The organism is Sorangium sp. So ce204 (assembly GCF_051526795.1).
Lineage (GTDB): Bacteria > Myxococcota_A > Polyangia > Polyangiales > Polyangiaceae > Sorangium > Sorangium cellulosum_B.
This window is the reverse complement of record NZ_CP150317.1, coordinates 8780482-8794737: the sequence shown is the minus strand read 5'-3', so window position 1 is coordinate 8794737 and position 14256 is coordinate 8780482. Positions and strand designations below refer to the sequence as shown.

11 protein-coding genes and 2 pseudogenes are annotated in these 14256 nt (G+C 71.0%); 10 read left to right on the top strand and 3 right to left on the bottom strand.

All coding sequences use genetic code 11. From position 1 onward, the window contains the following. The first annotated feature begins 98 nt into the window (after positions 1–98). The 7 genes and pseudogenes from WMF22_RS32825 to WMF22_RS32795 all read left to right on the top strand — a co-directional run bounded on the left by WMF22_RS32825 (position 99) and on the right by WMF22_RS32795 (position 7500). Complete coding sequence (locus WMF22_RS32825) at positions 99–1043, top strand: hypothetical protein (protein WP_438032332.1); 945 nt, start codon at positions 99–101, stop codon at positions 1041–1043. Positions 1044–1073: 30 nt separating this feature from the next. Further along, entirely contained in the window at positions 1074–2144 is a 1071-nt protein-coding gene (locus WMF22_RS32820; protein WP_438032331.1) for a hypothetical protein, read from the top strand. Positions 2145–2407: 263 nt separating this feature from the next. Beyond that, positions 2408–3700, top strand: coding sequence for a hypothetical protein (locus WMF22_RS32815; RefSeq protein WP_438032330.1), 1293 nt, complete (start codon positions 2408–2410; stop codon positions 3698–3700). 239 nt (positions 3701–3939) lie between these two features. After that, positions 3940–4755 carry a hypothetical protein gene (locus WMF22_RS32810; RefSeq protein ID WP_438032329.1) on the top strand — a complete coding sequence of 272 codons (816 nt, stop codon included), beginning with the start codon at positions 3940–3942 and terminating at the stop codon, positions 4753–4755. Between the two features lie 31 nt (positions 4756–4786). Continuing rightward, a complete protein-coding gene (locus WMF22_RS32805) occupies positions 4787–5857 on the top strand; it encodes a hypothetical protein (RefSeq protein ID WP_438032328.1) in 1071 nt (356 codons plus the stop codon). A gap of 8 nt (positions 5858–5865) precedes the next feature. Next, a pseudogene (locus WMF22_RS32800) lies at positions 5866–6303 on the top strand (hypothetical protein); the annotation flags it as partial. Positions 6304–6465: 162 nt separating this feature from the next. After that, on the top strand, positions 6466–7500 hold the full coding sequence (locus tag WMF22_RS32795) for a hypothetical protein (RefSeq protein ID WP_438032327.1): 1035 nt from the start codon (positions 6466–6468) through the stop codon (positions 7498–7500). Positions 7501–7628: 128 nt separating this feature from the next. On the opposite strand, the gene WMF22_RS32790 is transcribed toward WMF22_RS32795, so the two are convergent. Beyond that, entirely contained in the window at positions 7629–8897 is a 1269-nt protein-coding gene (locus tag WMF22_RS32790) for a hypothetical protein (RefSeq protein WP_438032326.1), read from the bottom strand. A gap of 439 nt (positions 8898–9336) precedes the next feature. Between WMF22_RS32790 and WMF22_RS32785 the strand changes: the two genes are divergently transcribed. Together WMF22_RS32785 and WMF22_RS32780 are read left to right on the top strand one after the other, a co-directional pair. Beyond that, positions 9337–10764, top strand: a complete 1428-nt coding sequence (locus WMF22_RS32785; RefSeq protein WP_438032325.1) for a sigma-70 family RNA polymerase sigma factor — start codon at positions 9337–9339, stop codon at positions 10762–10764. Between the two features lie 417 nt (positions 10765–11181). Then, a complete protein-coding gene (locus WMF22_RS32780; RefSeq protein WP_438032324.1) occupies positions 11182–11739 on the top strand; it encodes an RNA polymerase sigma factor in 558 nt (185 codons plus the stop codon). Between the two features lie 50 nt (positions 11740–11789). On the opposite strand, the gene WMF22_RS32775 is transcribed toward WMF22_RS32780, so the two are convergent. Then, a complete protein-coding gene (locus WMF22_RS32775; protein WP_438032323.1) occupies positions 11790–11987 on the bottom strand; it encodes a hypothetical protein in 198 nt (65 codons plus the stop codon). Next, positions 11971–12558: pseudogene (locus tag WMF22_RS32770) on the bottom strand (AAA family ATPase); the annotation flags it as partial. The pseudogene WMF22_RS32770 and the gene WMF22_RS32775, both read right to left, overlap by 17 nt. A 375-nt stretch (positions 12559–12933) precedes the next feature. Between WMF22_RS32770 and WMF22_RS32765 the strand changes: the two are divergent. After that, the gene (locus WMF22_RS32765; RefSeq protein WP_438032322.1) at positions 12934–13857 is read left to right on the top strand and encodes an undecaprenyl-diphosphate phosphatase; all 924 of its coding nucleotides are present in this window, start codon (positions 12934–12936) and stop codon (positions 13855–13857) included. Positions 13858–14256 lie beyond the last annotated feature (399 nt).

Here is a 14256-nt window from a genome sequence, read left to right as displayed (position 1 = left end):
CTCAATTCGTCGCCTGGTGCGACGAGCCAGAACGGATCGATGCGTTCGCGGCAGCGCTGTCCGCGCTGGTCATCCCAGGGTATATGATCAGCTTGGGGATGAGTGCGAGCCTAACGCGCCAGACGTGCTCCATCGACGAGGTGCTCGCCATGGTGCGCGCCCACTTCGGAGGTTTGAAGAGCGCTCACGTGGGTTCGAGCGTGAGGCCGAGCGATTCCAAGCGCGTCATGAGGTTCGACCTCGCGTGCTACCCCGAGGAAAGCGAACGTCGCCATCCTTACGGCCCCCTCCGGGTGGATGCGGGCGAGCGCAAGCGGGACTTCTACCCCTACGAGCTCGCGGTGAGCAGAGGCCCCCGCTCCGCGGAGGCCGAGGCCGCGGCCGCCTGCCACATGGTCCAGGGCGACGTCGAGGATCTCCTGCTCCGCCTCTGCGCGCCGGACGCGAGCGGGCGCGTGCCGACCGGCGCCTGCACGGACAAGGAGGACTGGCTCGCCCCGGTCGAGATGTGCGCGACCTACAACGCCAATGCCGCGGAGCTCGCGCGCGACCTCGCCCTGTCATGGGTGAGCCTCTACGACAAGGAGAGCGTCTCCCGCATCGCAGGCACGCCGCTGGAGACGCTCCGCGCGCGGGTGGAAGCCGCGCCGCGCGGCGCGCGCGTACCCATGAAAACCACGAGCCAGCTCACGGGCTCGCTCTCGCGCGAGACCGTGCTCAAGGCGCTCGCGACGCCGCCGGCCACGCTGCTCGAAGCGCTCGAGGCCGCGGCGGTGCCCGACGACGCGTGGCGCGCGGCCGAGCCCCAGGCGCGCGAGCTCCTGGAGCTACGCCGCCAGCTCGAGGACGAGGACGCGGGGGAGGTCCCTCCCGCCTTCTGGGTCAATATCACGACGCGCGAGCACACCCGCTTCCTCGAAGAGCACGCCCCCGTCCACGTCCGGCGGCTCCCGAGCGGCGGCATGGTGCTGGCGACCCACCCCTACCGCACCCTCTGGCCGCTCTGGGCCGACGCGCTTTTCGTGCTCGGTCTCATGTCCTGACGCAGGCTATCTCACGAGGATGATCGATCGATGAGAGAAGGTCCGTTTTTCTTCGCCTGGTGTGACGAGGCACAGCGGGTCGATGCGTTCGGCGCGGCACTGTCGGCCCTCATCAAGGAGCCACAGTACAGCATGCGCGCGATCATGGACCGCGACACGGAATGCCATACGATCTCCGTGGATGAAGTGGTCACGATGCTCCGAGCCCACTTCGGACGCACCGACGCGGAGACCTACTTCGTCGCATCGTTGAGCCAGGAGCACTTCGTCCATTGCATCCTCCGCGGCTTCACCGACAAGAGCGAGCGCCTCGAGCCGAAGGGCCCCATCCACATGCACGCCCGCGAAATCGAGGACTTTTCCCCCATGCAGATGGACCTCGCCCTGGGGAGGGGCCCGCGCTCCGTGCAGGCCGAGGCCGTGCTCGCGTGGCACATGGCGCTGCAAGACATCGAGGACGTCCTGCTCAGCCTCTGCGCGCCGGACGCGAGCGGGCGCGTCCCGACCGGCGGCTGCACGACGGCGCGCACCTGGCTCGCGCCGGTCGCCCTGTGCGCGACGTACAACGCGGACGCTCGTGACCTCGCGCGCGATCTCGCCCTCTCGTGGATCTGCCTCCACGACAAGGACAGGGTGTCGCGCGCCGCAGGCCTGTCGCTGGATGTGCTCCGCGCGCGGGTGGAAGCCGCGCCGCCCGGCGCGTGCGTCGCGCTACGACATGCGGGTGCGCATTCGGGCTCGCTCTCCCGCGAAACCGTCCTCAAGGCGATGGCAACTCCCCCCTCCGCCCTGCTCGAAGCGCTCGAAGCCGCGGCGGAGACACCAGACGGCGCGTGGCGCGCCGCGGAGCCGCGCGCGCGCGAGATCCACGAGCGGACGCTCCAGTGCAGGGAGAGCGACGGACAAGGCTCGGAGACAGGCATCGGCTCGGCCCTGTCGGAGGTCGAGATCACCCTCGAGCACTTCGAGTTCCTTGTCGACCACGCCCGGTTCTACGTCCGGCGCCTCCCGAGCGGCGGCGTGGTGCTGGCGACCCACCCCTACCGCTCGCTCTGGCCGCTCTGGTCCGACGCCCTCTTCGCGCTCGGCCTCATGTCCTGACGCAGGTCGTGCACGTTCTCCCATCTCCGGACTTCGCACTCGGGGAGTCCTTGCCAGACGGCGTGCCCCTCCCTGAGCGCGCGGAGCGCGCGATTAGGGAGGGGCGGACCGCGCGCAGGCGCGGAGCGCCGAGCACGGGCCGGGGGTGGGCATCCGCCCTCTCTCGGCCGTCGTTCGCTCCTTCAGAACGTTCCTCATACACGACTAACACCGAAGGCTGGGATCCGGACGACCCGCAGGCGTACGCGCTCGGGGAGAGCGAGGTGCCGTGGGTGGAGGTGCCGGACATCGCGGAGGTGGAGGGGGCGTTCGACGACGGGAGGGATCCCTATGCCGCGTACGCGGACGCGGTGCTCGCGGCGCTGGAGGCGGACGTCAGCGGCCGGGTGGTGGTCCTCCGGGCGGACTTCGTGGCGAACGTGCGGGCGTGGCGGGCCAACAGCGCGGCGCTGGAGATCGCGCTGCGCGACCGGATGGGCGTGTCGCTCGCGGAGACCAACGCATTCCTGAAGGCGCAGAACCGGATCACCGCGTTCGTGCGGCAGTTCATGGATGCGTCGGACTGGTTCATCGAAACGCCGATCCCGCCGGATCTGCGGGTGCAGGTGGACACGGTGCTGAAGCCGCGGTTCGACGCGCTCGCGGACCAGATGAAGGACAACCTCAACCTGTGGACAGGGGACGGGTTCGATCTGGAGCAGACGCAGCTCTATCAGACGATCAGCGCGTTCGCGGGGGCGATGTCGACCGTCGCCGAGGGGTTCGGGGCGTACGCGGAGGTGATGCAGACGCTGGTGCACGCGACGACGCGCATCGGGGTGGGGTTCGTGCCGGTGGTGGGGCCGGCGCTCGACCTGTGCGAGGCGGTCACCGGGAAGGCGTTCTGCCTGCCTGGAGGGCAGGAGCTCAGCGACGAGGAGCGGATCTTCTCGGGGCTGGGGTTCGGGCTCGGGGCGGTCGGGCCGATGTGGCGCGCGGTCAAGACCAGCAGCGGGCTGCGGCCGGCCGCGATCCGGGTGGCCGGGGAGATCGCCGAGATCGAGGAGTTTTTCGCCAAGATCGTGAAAACGAACCGCGTCCGGGGGTACAAGAACCTCCGCGGGGCGGTCACCAAGCAGAAAAAAATAGACATTTTCGAGAAGAAAGCGGCCAAGTTCCTGGTGGACGACGGCCGATCGCTCGTCGGGGTCGGCGACGACGGGGTGCGCACGGTGCTCGACATTCCGCGGGAGTCACGGACGGGTACCATCGAGGGGAAGGCGCCCGACTTCCTCTCGGTGTCCAGCGGGCACAACCTCATCCTGAGCGAGGCGAAGGGCGGCGGAACGATCGACGCCTTTGACGTGCGCGATCAGCTCTTGAATGCGATGAGGGCGCTGAAGGACAAGTGGGGGCTCGCTGGAGACGTACAGCGGGTCGAGCTCATCATGGAGCAGGGTGCGAAGTTCAAGCCGAAGAAGTTCACCGTCAAGGACGGCTACCTGTTCGATTCGGACGCTGGCAAGCCCCTTACCCTCGATGGCTTCAATAAACCCATCATGGTGATCCGGCTATGAGCTATTCAGGACCTCAATTCTTCGCCTGGTGCGACGAGCCAGAACGGATCGATGCGCTCGCGGCGTCATTGTCTGCGCTGATGATTCCGGGGGATCTCATCAGCCTGGGTATGAGCGCGACCATAACGTGCAGGACACGCTCCGCCGAAGACGTCCTTGCCACGGTTCGCGCCAACTTCGGAGGACGGAATAGCGCTCACGTATCATCCGGCGTGATACTGCGGGAATCAGAGCGCGTCATGGTGTTCAGCCTCGCTTGCTACCCCGAAGACAGCGAAGATGACCATCCTTTCGGCCCTCTTGAGGCCAAGGCGGGCGAACGCAAGTGGGATTTTTACCCCTACGAGCTCGCTGTGGGCAGAGGCCCCCGCTCCGTGGAGGCCGAGGCCGCAGCGGCCTACCACGTGGTCCAGGGCGACGTCGAAGATCTACTGCTCCGCCTCTGCGCGCCGGACGCGAGCGGGCGCGTGCCGACCGGCGCCTGCACGGGCGAGGAGGACTGGATCGCCCCGGTCGAGATGTGCGCGACCTACAACGCGAAGGCCGCGGAGCTCGCGCGCGACCTCGCCCTGTCGTGGGTGAGCCTGCACGACAAGGTCAGCGTCTCGCGCATCGCGGGTACGCAGCTCTCGACGCTCCACGCGCGGGTCGAAGCCGCGCCGCGCGGCGCGCGCGTGCCCATGAAAGGCACGAGCGAGCTCACGGGCTCGCTCTCGCGCGAGACCGTGCTCAAGGCGCTCGCGACACCGCCGGCCACGCTGCTCGAAGCGCTCGAGGCGGCGGCGGTGCCCGATGACGCGTGGCGCGCGGCCGAGCCCAAGGCGCGCGAGCTCGTGGAGCTGCGCCGCCAGCTCGACGACGAAGACGCGGGGGAGGTCCCCCCCGCCTTCTGGGTGGACGTCACGACGCGCGAGCACACCCGCTTCCTCGAAGAGCACGCCCCCTTCCACGTCCGCCGCCTCCCAAGCGGCGGCGTAATGCTGGCGACCCACCCGTACCGCACGCTCTGGCCGCTCTGGGCCGATGCGCTCTTCGTGCTCGGCCTGATCTCCTGACAAGAGGCTACCTCATGAGGATGATGAAGCGATGAGAGAAGGGCCGTTCTTCTTCGCTTGGTGCGACGAGGCACAGCGGGTCGATGCGTTCGGCGCGGCGCTGTCGGCCCTCATCAGGGAGCCCCAGTACTTTATCCGCGCGATCATGGACCGCGACACGGAGTGCAACACGACCTCCGTGGACGAGGTGGTCGCGATGGTCCGCGCCCACTTCGGACGCACCGACGCCGAAGCCTACTTCGTGGCATCGTTGAGCTACGAGTGCTTCGCTCATTGCATCCTTCGCTGCTTCACCGACAGGAGCGAACGTCTCAAGCCGAGGGGCCCCATCCACATGCACGCCCGCGAGATCGAGGACTTTTCCCCCATGCACATGGACCTCGCCCTGGGGAGGGGCCCGCGCTCCGTGCAGGCCGAGGCCGTGCTCGCGTGGCACATGGCGCTGGAAGACATCGAGGACGTCCTGCTCCGCCTCTGCGCGCCGGACGCGAGCGGGCGCGTCCCGACCGGCGCGTGCACGACGGCGCGGACCTGGCTCGCGCCGGTCGCCCTGTGCGCCACATACAACGCGGACGCGCGGGACATCGCGCGCGATCTCGCCCTGTCGTGGCTGTGCCTTCATGACAAGGAGAGGGTGTCGCGCATCGCGGGACTGCCGCTGGAAGCGCTCCGCGCGCGGGTGGAAGCCGCGCCGCCTGGCGCGCGCGTCGCGTTGCGACACGCCTGTGCGCATCCGAGCTCGCTCTGCCGTGAGACCGTGCTCAAGGCGCTGGCGACGCCGCCCTCGGCCCTGCTCGAGGCGCTCGAAGCGGCGGCCGAGGTGCCCGACGGCGCGTGGCGCGCCGCAGAGCCGCGCGCGCGCGAGATCTACGAGCGGACGCTCCCGTTCCGGGGGCGCGACGGACAGGGCACGGAGACAGGCGACGGCTCGCCCCTCACGCAGGTCGAGATCACCCTCGAGCACTTCGAGTTCCTGGTCGATCACGCCCGGTTCTACGTCCGGCGCCTCCCGAGCGGCGGCGTGGTGCTGGCGACCCACCCCTACCGCTCGCTCTGGCCGCTCTGGTCCGACGCCCTCTTCGCGCTCGGCCTCATGTCCTGACGCAGGTCGTGCACGTTCTCCCATCTCCGGACTTCGCACTCGGGGAGTCCTTGCCAGACGGCGTACCCCTCCCTGAGCGCGCGGAGCGCGCGATTTGGGAGGGGCGGACCGCGCGGAGGCGCGGAGCGCCGAGCACGGGCCGGGGGTGGGCATCCGCTCTCTCTCGGCCGTCGTTCGCTCCTTCAGAACGTTCCTCATACACGACTAACACCGAAGGCTGGGATCCGGACGACCCGCTGGCGTACGCGCTCGGGGAGAGCGAGGTGCCGTGGGTCGAGGTGCCGGACATCGCGGAGGTGGAGGGGGCGTTCGACGACGGGAGGGATCCCTATGCCGCGTACGCGGACGCGGTGCTCGCGGCGCCGGAGGCGGACGTGAGCGGCCGGGTGGTGGTCCTCCGGGCGGACTTCGTGGCGAACGCGCGGGCGTGGCGAGCCGCAGCGGCCCGGAAAAATCCGTTGCCGGGCGCCGGTCGTGGTCCGTAATTGCACTCGGTGCAGGTCGCAGCCGGTCGTGGCTTCTCGGCGCTGCCCTGTCCCCCTTGTCTGACGATCGAGCGGAGTCCCTTGCGCCAACCACGTCTGAACGCCATCGGGTGGAGTCTTGCCGTGTCCCTGGTGCTGGCCGCGCCGGCGGCCTCCGGTCAGGTCCCAGCGGGCGGCGCGCGGCTGTCCTATACGCGTGGCCCGGGCGCGGAGGGGTGTCCCGAGGAGCAGGCGCTCCGGGACGTCGTCGCCGCGCAGCTCGGTGGGATCGACCCGTTCGTGGGCGGCGGCGGCGGCCGGCGGGTCGAGGTGGCCGTCGGGCGCAAGGGGCGGCATTTCCTGGGGGAGATCGCGCTGTTCGACAGCGACGGGCGGCGGCTCGGCGGCCAGGAGCTCACGGGCGCGGCCTGCGGGGCGCTCATGGAGGACGTCGGCACCGCCCTCGCCATCGTGCTGCGCCCGGTGCGATCGGCGCGGGGGCCGTCGCCGTCGCCGCCGGCGCCGTCACCTCCGGCGCCGGGGGAGGCGGCCACCGCGCCGGAGCCGCCGGAGACGGCTTCCCCGGGAGGGGCGCCGGCGGGGCCCCCGCGCGCGCCGGCCGCGGGGCCGTTGCCGCCGTGCCAGCCCGCCGCGCCTGCGGGGCCCGGGGAGCGCCGTGGCCCCTCGCCGGCGTGGCCGCGGCTTCAGGTCGGGGCGGGGGCGCTGATCTCCGAGGGAGTCGCGCCGGCCCCGGCGGTCGGGTTCTCGGGGTTCGTGGGGGCCCGGTGGGAGGCGTTCTCGCTCTCGCTGGAGGGACGCGTCGACCTGCCGGTCGCCACAGAGCAGTATCGGGGCAGGCTCTACGGCGTGTCCCGGGGCGGCGTCTCTGTCGTCCCTTGCGGGCACGTGGCCTGGTTCTCCGGCTGCGGCCTCGTCACGGCAGGCCGCGTGCGGCATTTCCGGATGGTCAACGCTCTGGGGGAGGCGTTGTCGCCCTACGCCGGGCTCGGGCTGCGCGGCGGCGTGGAGGTGCCGCTCTCGTATTCCCTTGCCGCTCGGCTCACCGGCGAGCTCGTGGCCAACCTCGTGCGCCCCGAGCTTCGTCTCCCTGGTGGCGCACTTTGGTCCGCGGCCGAGACATCCAGGGCGGGAGCTTTGCACCTCGTCGCTTCATTCTGATCTGGGCTCGATGGTTCGCCGATCGGAGCGCGCGCGCCGGGAGCATCCGGCGTGCTGGAAGGCCCTTGCGGAAGGCTCTGGATGAGGCTCTGCGTGGGGTGCGGCCGTGAGAACCTGGTCCGCCTGTCTCAGGCAGGTACCGGATCAGAAATCGGCTCAGGGCGGCAGCAGAACGTCGCTGCTCCGAGCAACGCGACGCTGCCGGTCGGCTCGCCGCCCGTCGGCTCGCAGGCACCCGGATCGAAGCTCACAACGCCCGCGGATTTGCTCCCGAGCGCCGTCCCGGGAACGATGCCGGTGCAGATCGGAGCCTCGGAGCTCACCACCACGCCGACGGCGAACTGTGAGCACGCAGCGTCGCTGAACGCTGACGCGAGGACGCTGCAGCTGCCCCCGGTGGGTTGGGCGCAGCCGCAGGGGGCGCAGCCGCGCGTGTCTTCGGTGCCGGCGTAGAAGACGTGCCGGTCCGGGTAGGTCGCCGGACAGTCCTGCTCTCCCTCATGATAGACGCACGTCAGGAACCTCTCGGGCGGCGCGGCATCGCTGGTCGGCGGCGCCGGGGTGCAGGTCATCCCCGGATCGGCGCACGGCGCGAACGCGGTGCCGGTGCACGCCCGTGCGAAGAGCGCGAAGCTCCCGGCGCCTTCGGGTTCCTCCGGCCCCTCGGGGCTCTCCGCGGTCCTGGGCACGCAGCTCCCCGGAAGCACGCGGGGGGCCGGGATCTCGAGCGACTGCGCGCAGGGGGCGCCATCACACATCTGTCCGGTGGCGATCGCGCTGGCCGATGTGCAGGAGCCGTCCCAACCTTCGGGAGCAGCGAACGGCGTCTCGGCGGCGCCGGGGACGTCGCAGGGAAAGCTGGCGTAAGCGCTCCACGCCGCCGGTAGCTCGCACGAGGCGTCCGGCGGATCGCACTGGCATGCCGGGCATGAGGGCGGCGCCGCCGCCGTGAAGTCCGCATGGCCCTCGTAGCCGACGCTCGGCGCGGCGGCGGGGCAGTCGGGCGCGCGATCCGGAGGGCCGATCCAGACGAGCGCCGGCTCGGACCAGCCGAGCGGTTCCCGCGGCACGCACTGCCCGGTGCATGTCTCCCGCAGGGTGGGATCGAACCCGGGGACCGTCGCGCTGTCGAAATCGGCGCCGGCGTCCGCGTCCGAGCAGGCGTCGCCTGCATCAGGGCCGGCATCGCCGCACGCGTCGGCGCCGTCGCCACCATCCACGGGCTCCTCCATCACAAGACAAGGACTCTCCTTGAATCCAGGCTCGGGATCCCAGGGGCAATCCCAGATCGGGGTCGTCCCGCAGCCCCCAACCCAGGCCCCCAGCACGACGGCCGTGGCGCACGACGCCAGCACTATCCCCCGCTTCTCCCCGCGAGCCCGTCTCCACATCGTCATCGTCTCACCTCTTCATTCACGGCAGCTGCCGAGCGCGCGGTGCTGTCGCGCGGGCGCGTCGGGAGGTAAGCACGGGAAGAACGACGCGAGAAGCCCCCGTCTTCATGGACGCTCACGCGTCCACATGGCGTCAGTCATCCGGTTCTTCACGGAACGATCTGCGCAAAAAGCGCGCGCCCAACGCGTGCCCGCCGAGCGAACCCCCACCGCACCGAGCTCAGGTCGTGCCGGGAGATGGTGACAGGCTCGTCGACGGCCGCTCGCCGATGCATCTGGTGATTTCGGAGCGGAACGCGGAGCCACCCTGTAATGCCACAGAACCGCGGCGGTCATCGATGCGGCTGCGGGCGCGGCCGCGTCTGGGCCACCGAGCCCCGATTTTTTCTGCCCCGCGTACGATTTCGCCACGATCCGGCCCGGCTCGCGGGAACAAGTAGCGATGACGGAGTCGCAATCCCCCCGGCCTCCGCCGGCCCCCACCCATGACGCCGACCCCGGACCGGCGGCCAACGCCGGCTCGGCACCGCCGGCCGAGCCGTGCCCGCGCCCCACCTTCGAGGAGGTCTACACGGGCCTGCTCCGGTACGTCCTCCGGGTGCTCTGGCGGATGGGGGTCCCGGCGCGGCACCTGCGCGACGTGGCCCAGGAGGTGTTCCTGGTCGTCCACCGCCGCTTCGGGGACTACGACCCCCGCTTCTCCATGAAGGCGTGGGTGGCGAGCATCGCGTCGAACCTCGCCCTGCGGCACCTGCGGCTCTCCAGGAACCGGCGGGAGCTGCTCGCGCGCTCCGAGGGCGAGCGCGTCGACGTCGCGGACCCGGGGTACGACGCGGAGCAGCGGTTCGCGCAGGCCGAGACGCAGCGGATCGTCCGCGAGCTCGTCCAGCGCATCGAGGGCGACCGGCGCGTCGTGTTCCTCCTGTACGAGCTCGAGGGCATCGAGATGCGGGAGATCGCCGCCGCGCTCCAGATCTCGGAGAACACCGCGTGGGACCGGCTGCGGCGGGCACGCAGGGAGTTCGCGGCCGCGGTCAAGCGGCTGGGCGCGAGCGACCGCGACGCGCTCGGCGTGTACGGCGCGCGCTTCGCGCTGGCGCCGCTCGCCCTGGCTCACGCGCCGCAGCTGCTCGATCTCGGGGACGCTCGGCTCGACCTGCCGGAAGACCTCGGCGAGGTCCTCTGGGCGCGGCTTCAGGCGCTGCTCTCCCCCGGGGAGGGCGACGGGGGCGCGCCGGCCGGCCAGGCTGCGCGAGCCCTCCCGCCCGGCGAGGGCGCGGCGGAGGCCGTCCCCGCGTGGGACGCGCGCCGCGCCCCGGCGAACCTCGCGCGGGGTGGCATCGAGATCACGCGGGCGAAGCTGGTGGCGGCAGGCGCGGCCCTGTTCTTGGGCGGGGCCGGCGCCGGCGCCAGCACGCTCTACGCGGCGCTGGCGCGCACCGCCCCGCCGGAGATCGCCCTCATTCGTGGCGACACGCTCGCGGCGGTCCCGGTCGGCTCGGGCGCGACAGCAGCGCTCGCCGACGTCCCGACGGCGCCGGCACCGGCGCCGCCTGCGCCGGCACCGCCCGCCTCGACCGGCGCGAAGGCGGCCGTCTCGCCGATGGACACCGACTTGACCCTGCTCCAGCGCGCGATCGCCGCGCTTGGAGCGGGAAGAGCGAGCGAGGCGCTCGGCGCGCTCGATCGCCATGCGCGGAGCTACCCGCGCAGCCCGAGAGCGCAGCAACGGGAGACCCTGGCGATCCAGGCCCTCGAGCAGGCCGGTCGGCGCGCCGAGGCCAGGGCGCGAGCCGCCCGGTTCCGTAAGGCGTTCCCCGGCAGCGCATACCTGCCTGCCATCGAGGACGCGTTGAACGGCTCTCCGTGAATCTCCGCGAAGACGAGCCCCCACCCGCTCCCCTCGACCGGGACAGAGAGCCATCAAGCCACCGTGAACACCAGGAGAGCTGCTTTGTGCTGGCGTCCATAGCGCCTTGAACCATTCGAGCCCTCTCTCTGGCTCCTTCTGCGGGAGATCGCGCCCGACCCGCCACCACGCCGGCGCAAACGCCGCGTCCGAATCACGGGCGTGTTCATGAGCGTGCTTGCTCGATTTCGCAGCGAATCGCGAGGCCTTCGGGGAACTCGCGCGCATGGATGCATCATTTGACGAGCAGCGCCGGCTCACCCCAGGACGCCGCGTCGCCGTGCTCCGGCCTCCCGCCGGGTTCTCCGCTAGCCATGACAAGGAGCATCCTCGCAGCCATCGGCCGGCCGACCGGACGCCGACGCGCCGGAGAGCCCGGTGAGCCATCGCAAGCGCTGCGCCCCGCCTGCGCCGCCGCGGGCTGCGGTCCTTCCATCCCTCGACGTGCTCGTCGCGGAGCGGCCCATGATCGCGGCCAGGCTCATCGCGAGCGGCATCCCCGCGCGCGATTGCGAGGACCTTGTCCAGATCGTGCTCGTCGCCGCCTGGAAAGCCGTCCAGTCTGGCAGGTACCGCCCCGATCCGCAGACCGAGCCGCGCCGGGCGATACAGGCGTGGCTGCACGGCATCACGTGGCGGCAGGCAGGCCATTATCTTGAGCGCGCCTGCGTTCGCCGCGAGGTTCCGGTCGGCGAGCCGCGCGCGTTCATCGATGAGGGCAGCGTCGACCCGGGAGGTCGGCTCCTCGCCCGCGCCGCGCTCCGCGCGCTCGCGGAGCTGCCCGCCCGCCATCGCGATCTCCTCCTCGCCGCAGCTGGTCCCGGGAGCCTCGCCGCCTACGCCAGGGCACACGGTCTGAGACCAGCCACCGCTGCCAGCAGGCTGCGGATCGCCAGAAGGGAGCTCGCCCGCCGGATCGCGCAGCGGCTCTGGTGAGTCCGGGAGCTGAGCGGTGGAAGCTGGTCTGTTCCGGACGACCTCGCACCTCAGCGCGACGTCGCTGCAATCCCATCGCTCTTGACCTCCGAGCTGATCTGGAACTGGACGCCGCTCTCGGGCGGGACGCTGCGCGTCCCCATGGCGCAGAAGACGAGCAGGTTCTCGAGAAAGTGGAACAGGGTCCAGTCGAGCTCGTCCTTCTTGGCCGCGAAGAGGTCGCGCGGCGTCCTACTCTTCCTCGCCACTGGCCTTGCTACCCTTCATGTCGATCGCGAAGAACTTCTGCTGGAGCTCGACGGAGACGTCGCTCAGCGTATCCCAGCGGACGCCGTAGTCCGGGTCCTTGAGCGAGCGGAGCTCACCCCCCTGCATCTCGTAGGCGCTGATCTTGCTCATCGGCAGGAACGCCCGCTCATCGCCGAGGTAGAGCGCCGGGGCCTGGGCCTTGAGCCTGCGCGGGTGCTCGAAGTCGCCGTGCACGAGGTTGTTGAGGTGCGCCATGACGTACGGGCTGTGTGTGGTGACGAGGACGCGCACGCCCAGGTTGACGAGCATGGCGAGCGCCTCGATGACGCGAGCCTGGGACTCCGGGTGCAAGCCCATCTCGGGCTCGTCGATGATGAGGAAATCGTTCGGTGCGGCGCGGAAGCGGAGATAGAGGAGGAGAGGGGTGAGCTGCTTGATCGATGAAGATGCGTTGTAGAGGTCGATGCTGAGGCCGCGCTTCACGTCGACCATGATCTCTTGGCCGCCGAGGAGCGTCGGCTTGAAGCGGGTCCTGTTCCCACGCTGGATCTTCTGCTCGATCGCGTCGGCATCTGTATAATGCCTCCTCGCAAGACGGCGTCTGGGACGGTGTCGGAAGACGTGGGGAAGGCCTTCCAAGACGATCCGGGAATGTCAAGCGCGAGGGCGGCTCACCTCGACCCGGGTTGTCGAGGAGCCGGACCACCGACTGCATCTGTCGCGCAGAGCCATCCATGCGCTTGGCCCGCAGGGACCACGCGGTGGCTCTCGCAGGGCGGGGCCTCCGGCTCCGGCGCCACCCTCGCGACGGCCGGCGCTCTCCGTCGCGGTCGCGCCGCGCCCGCGCCGCGCCCGCGCCGCGCCCGCGCCCCGATCCCGCCACGCAGCCCGATCCCGTGCGCGCTCTCGAGCACCTCTCGCCCGCGTGAGGGTAGACTCGGCGCAATGTTCTGGTTCGATGCCGTCCTGCTCGGGGTCCTCGAGGGCCTGACCGAGTTCCTTCCCGTCTCGTCCACCGGTCATCTCATCCTGCTCGGCGCGTGGCTCGGTCACCAGAGCGAGGCGGCGAAGACGCTCGATATCGTGATCCAGCTCGGCGCGGTGCTCGCCGTCGTCGTCTATTTCCGCGAGCGCCTCTCGACCACCGTGCGCGGCATGGTCCGGCGGGATCCGGACAGCCTCCGCCTCGCGCTCGCCCTCGCGTTCGCGTTTCTCCCCGCCGCCGTGGTCGGCCTGCTCTTCCACAAGGCCATCAAGGCGCACCTGTTCGGCCCGGGGCCCGTCGCGGCCGCGCTCATCGTGGGCGGCTTCCTGATGATCGGCGTCGAGTCGGTCCGCCGCCGCCGGCCGGATCAGGGCGCCCCGCGCGTCGAGGACGTCACGCTCCAGCGCGCGCTCGCGATCGGCTTCGCGCAGTGCTTCTCGCTCTGGCCCGGCGCGTCGCGCTCGATGACCACCATCGTCGGCGGGCAGCTCTCCGGCCTCAGCACCGCCGCGGCCGCCGAGTTCTCGTTCCTCCTCGCCATCCCCACGCTCGGCGCCGCGACCGTCTTCGATCTCGTCAAGAACGGCCGCGCCTTGCTCGACGCCCCAGGCGGGATCGTGGCGCTCGTGGTCGGGCTCGCCGTCTCGTTCGCCGTCGCCCTGCTCGTGATCGCGATCTTCCTGCGCTACCTGAAGCGTTATGGCCTCGCGCCGTTCGGCTGGTACCGCGTCGCGCTCGGCGCCCTCGTCCTCTGGCTCTGGATCGCCAGCCGCTCCGCCCCCGCCGAGGCCGGCGCCGCCTCGGCCTCACCCGCGCCGCGGGGGGACGTCGCGGCGGCAGCGGACGGCCTCGCCCGTACCGGCGATCACCCGAGCCGTCCGTAACCATCCAGCCAGCTGGCGCGGCGAGGCGGCGAGGCGGCGAGGCGAGCAAGAGGCCGCGTGGAGCCGGCGCGCCCGCGCGAGGTGCGAGGTGCGAGGCGCGAGGCGCGAGGCGCGAAAACGCGAACACGCGAACACAGACCCGCGGTGGTCTCGACCACGGACGGCCCGCTTGCGAAGGACGGCGCATCGGGCTAGGATGCTTCTTCTCACGAACGTCCCTGGCCCTCGATACGACGCTTTCCTGTTTCCCTCTCGTGAGGGAGCCTGCAGCTCGCTCGGACGACTGGACGACGCACCGTGTGACCGCGCGGGAGTTCCGCGCGGCACGTCTCCGTTCGATCCGTTACGGCTTCGTCGGATGGCAGGCCGAGAGCGCCGCAGTGGCGCACCAGAAAGCCG

Coding starts and splice junctions, on each gene's coding strand:
- WMF22_RS32825 (WP_438032332.1), top strand. CDS start 99: ATGAGTGCGAGCCTAACGCGCCAGACGTGCTCCATCGACGAGGTGCTC.
- WMF22_RS32820 (WP_438032331.1), top strand. CDS start 1,074: ATGAGAGAAGGTCCGTTTTTCTTCGCCTGGTGTGACGAGGCACAGCGG.
- WMF22_RS32810 (WP_438032329.1), top strand. CDS start 3,940: ATGGTGTTCAGCCTCGCTTGCTACCCCGAAGACAGCGAAGATGACCAT.
- WMF22_RS32805 (WP_438032328.1), top strand. CDS start 4,787: ATGAGAGAAGGGCCGTTCTTCTTCGCTTGGTGCGACGAGGCACAGCGG.
- WMF22_RS32790 (WP_438032326.1), bottom strand. CDS start 8,897: ATGACGATGTGGAGACGGGCTCGCGGGGAGAAGCGGGGGATAGTGCTG.
- WMF22_RS32785 (WP_438032325.1), top strand. CDS start 9,337: ATGACGGAGTCGCAATCCCCCCGGCCTCCGCCGGCCCCCACCCATGAC.
- WMF22_RS32765 (WP_438032322.1), top strand. CDS start 12,934: ATGTTCTGGTTCGATGCCGTCCTGCTCGGGGTCCTCGAGGGCCTGACC.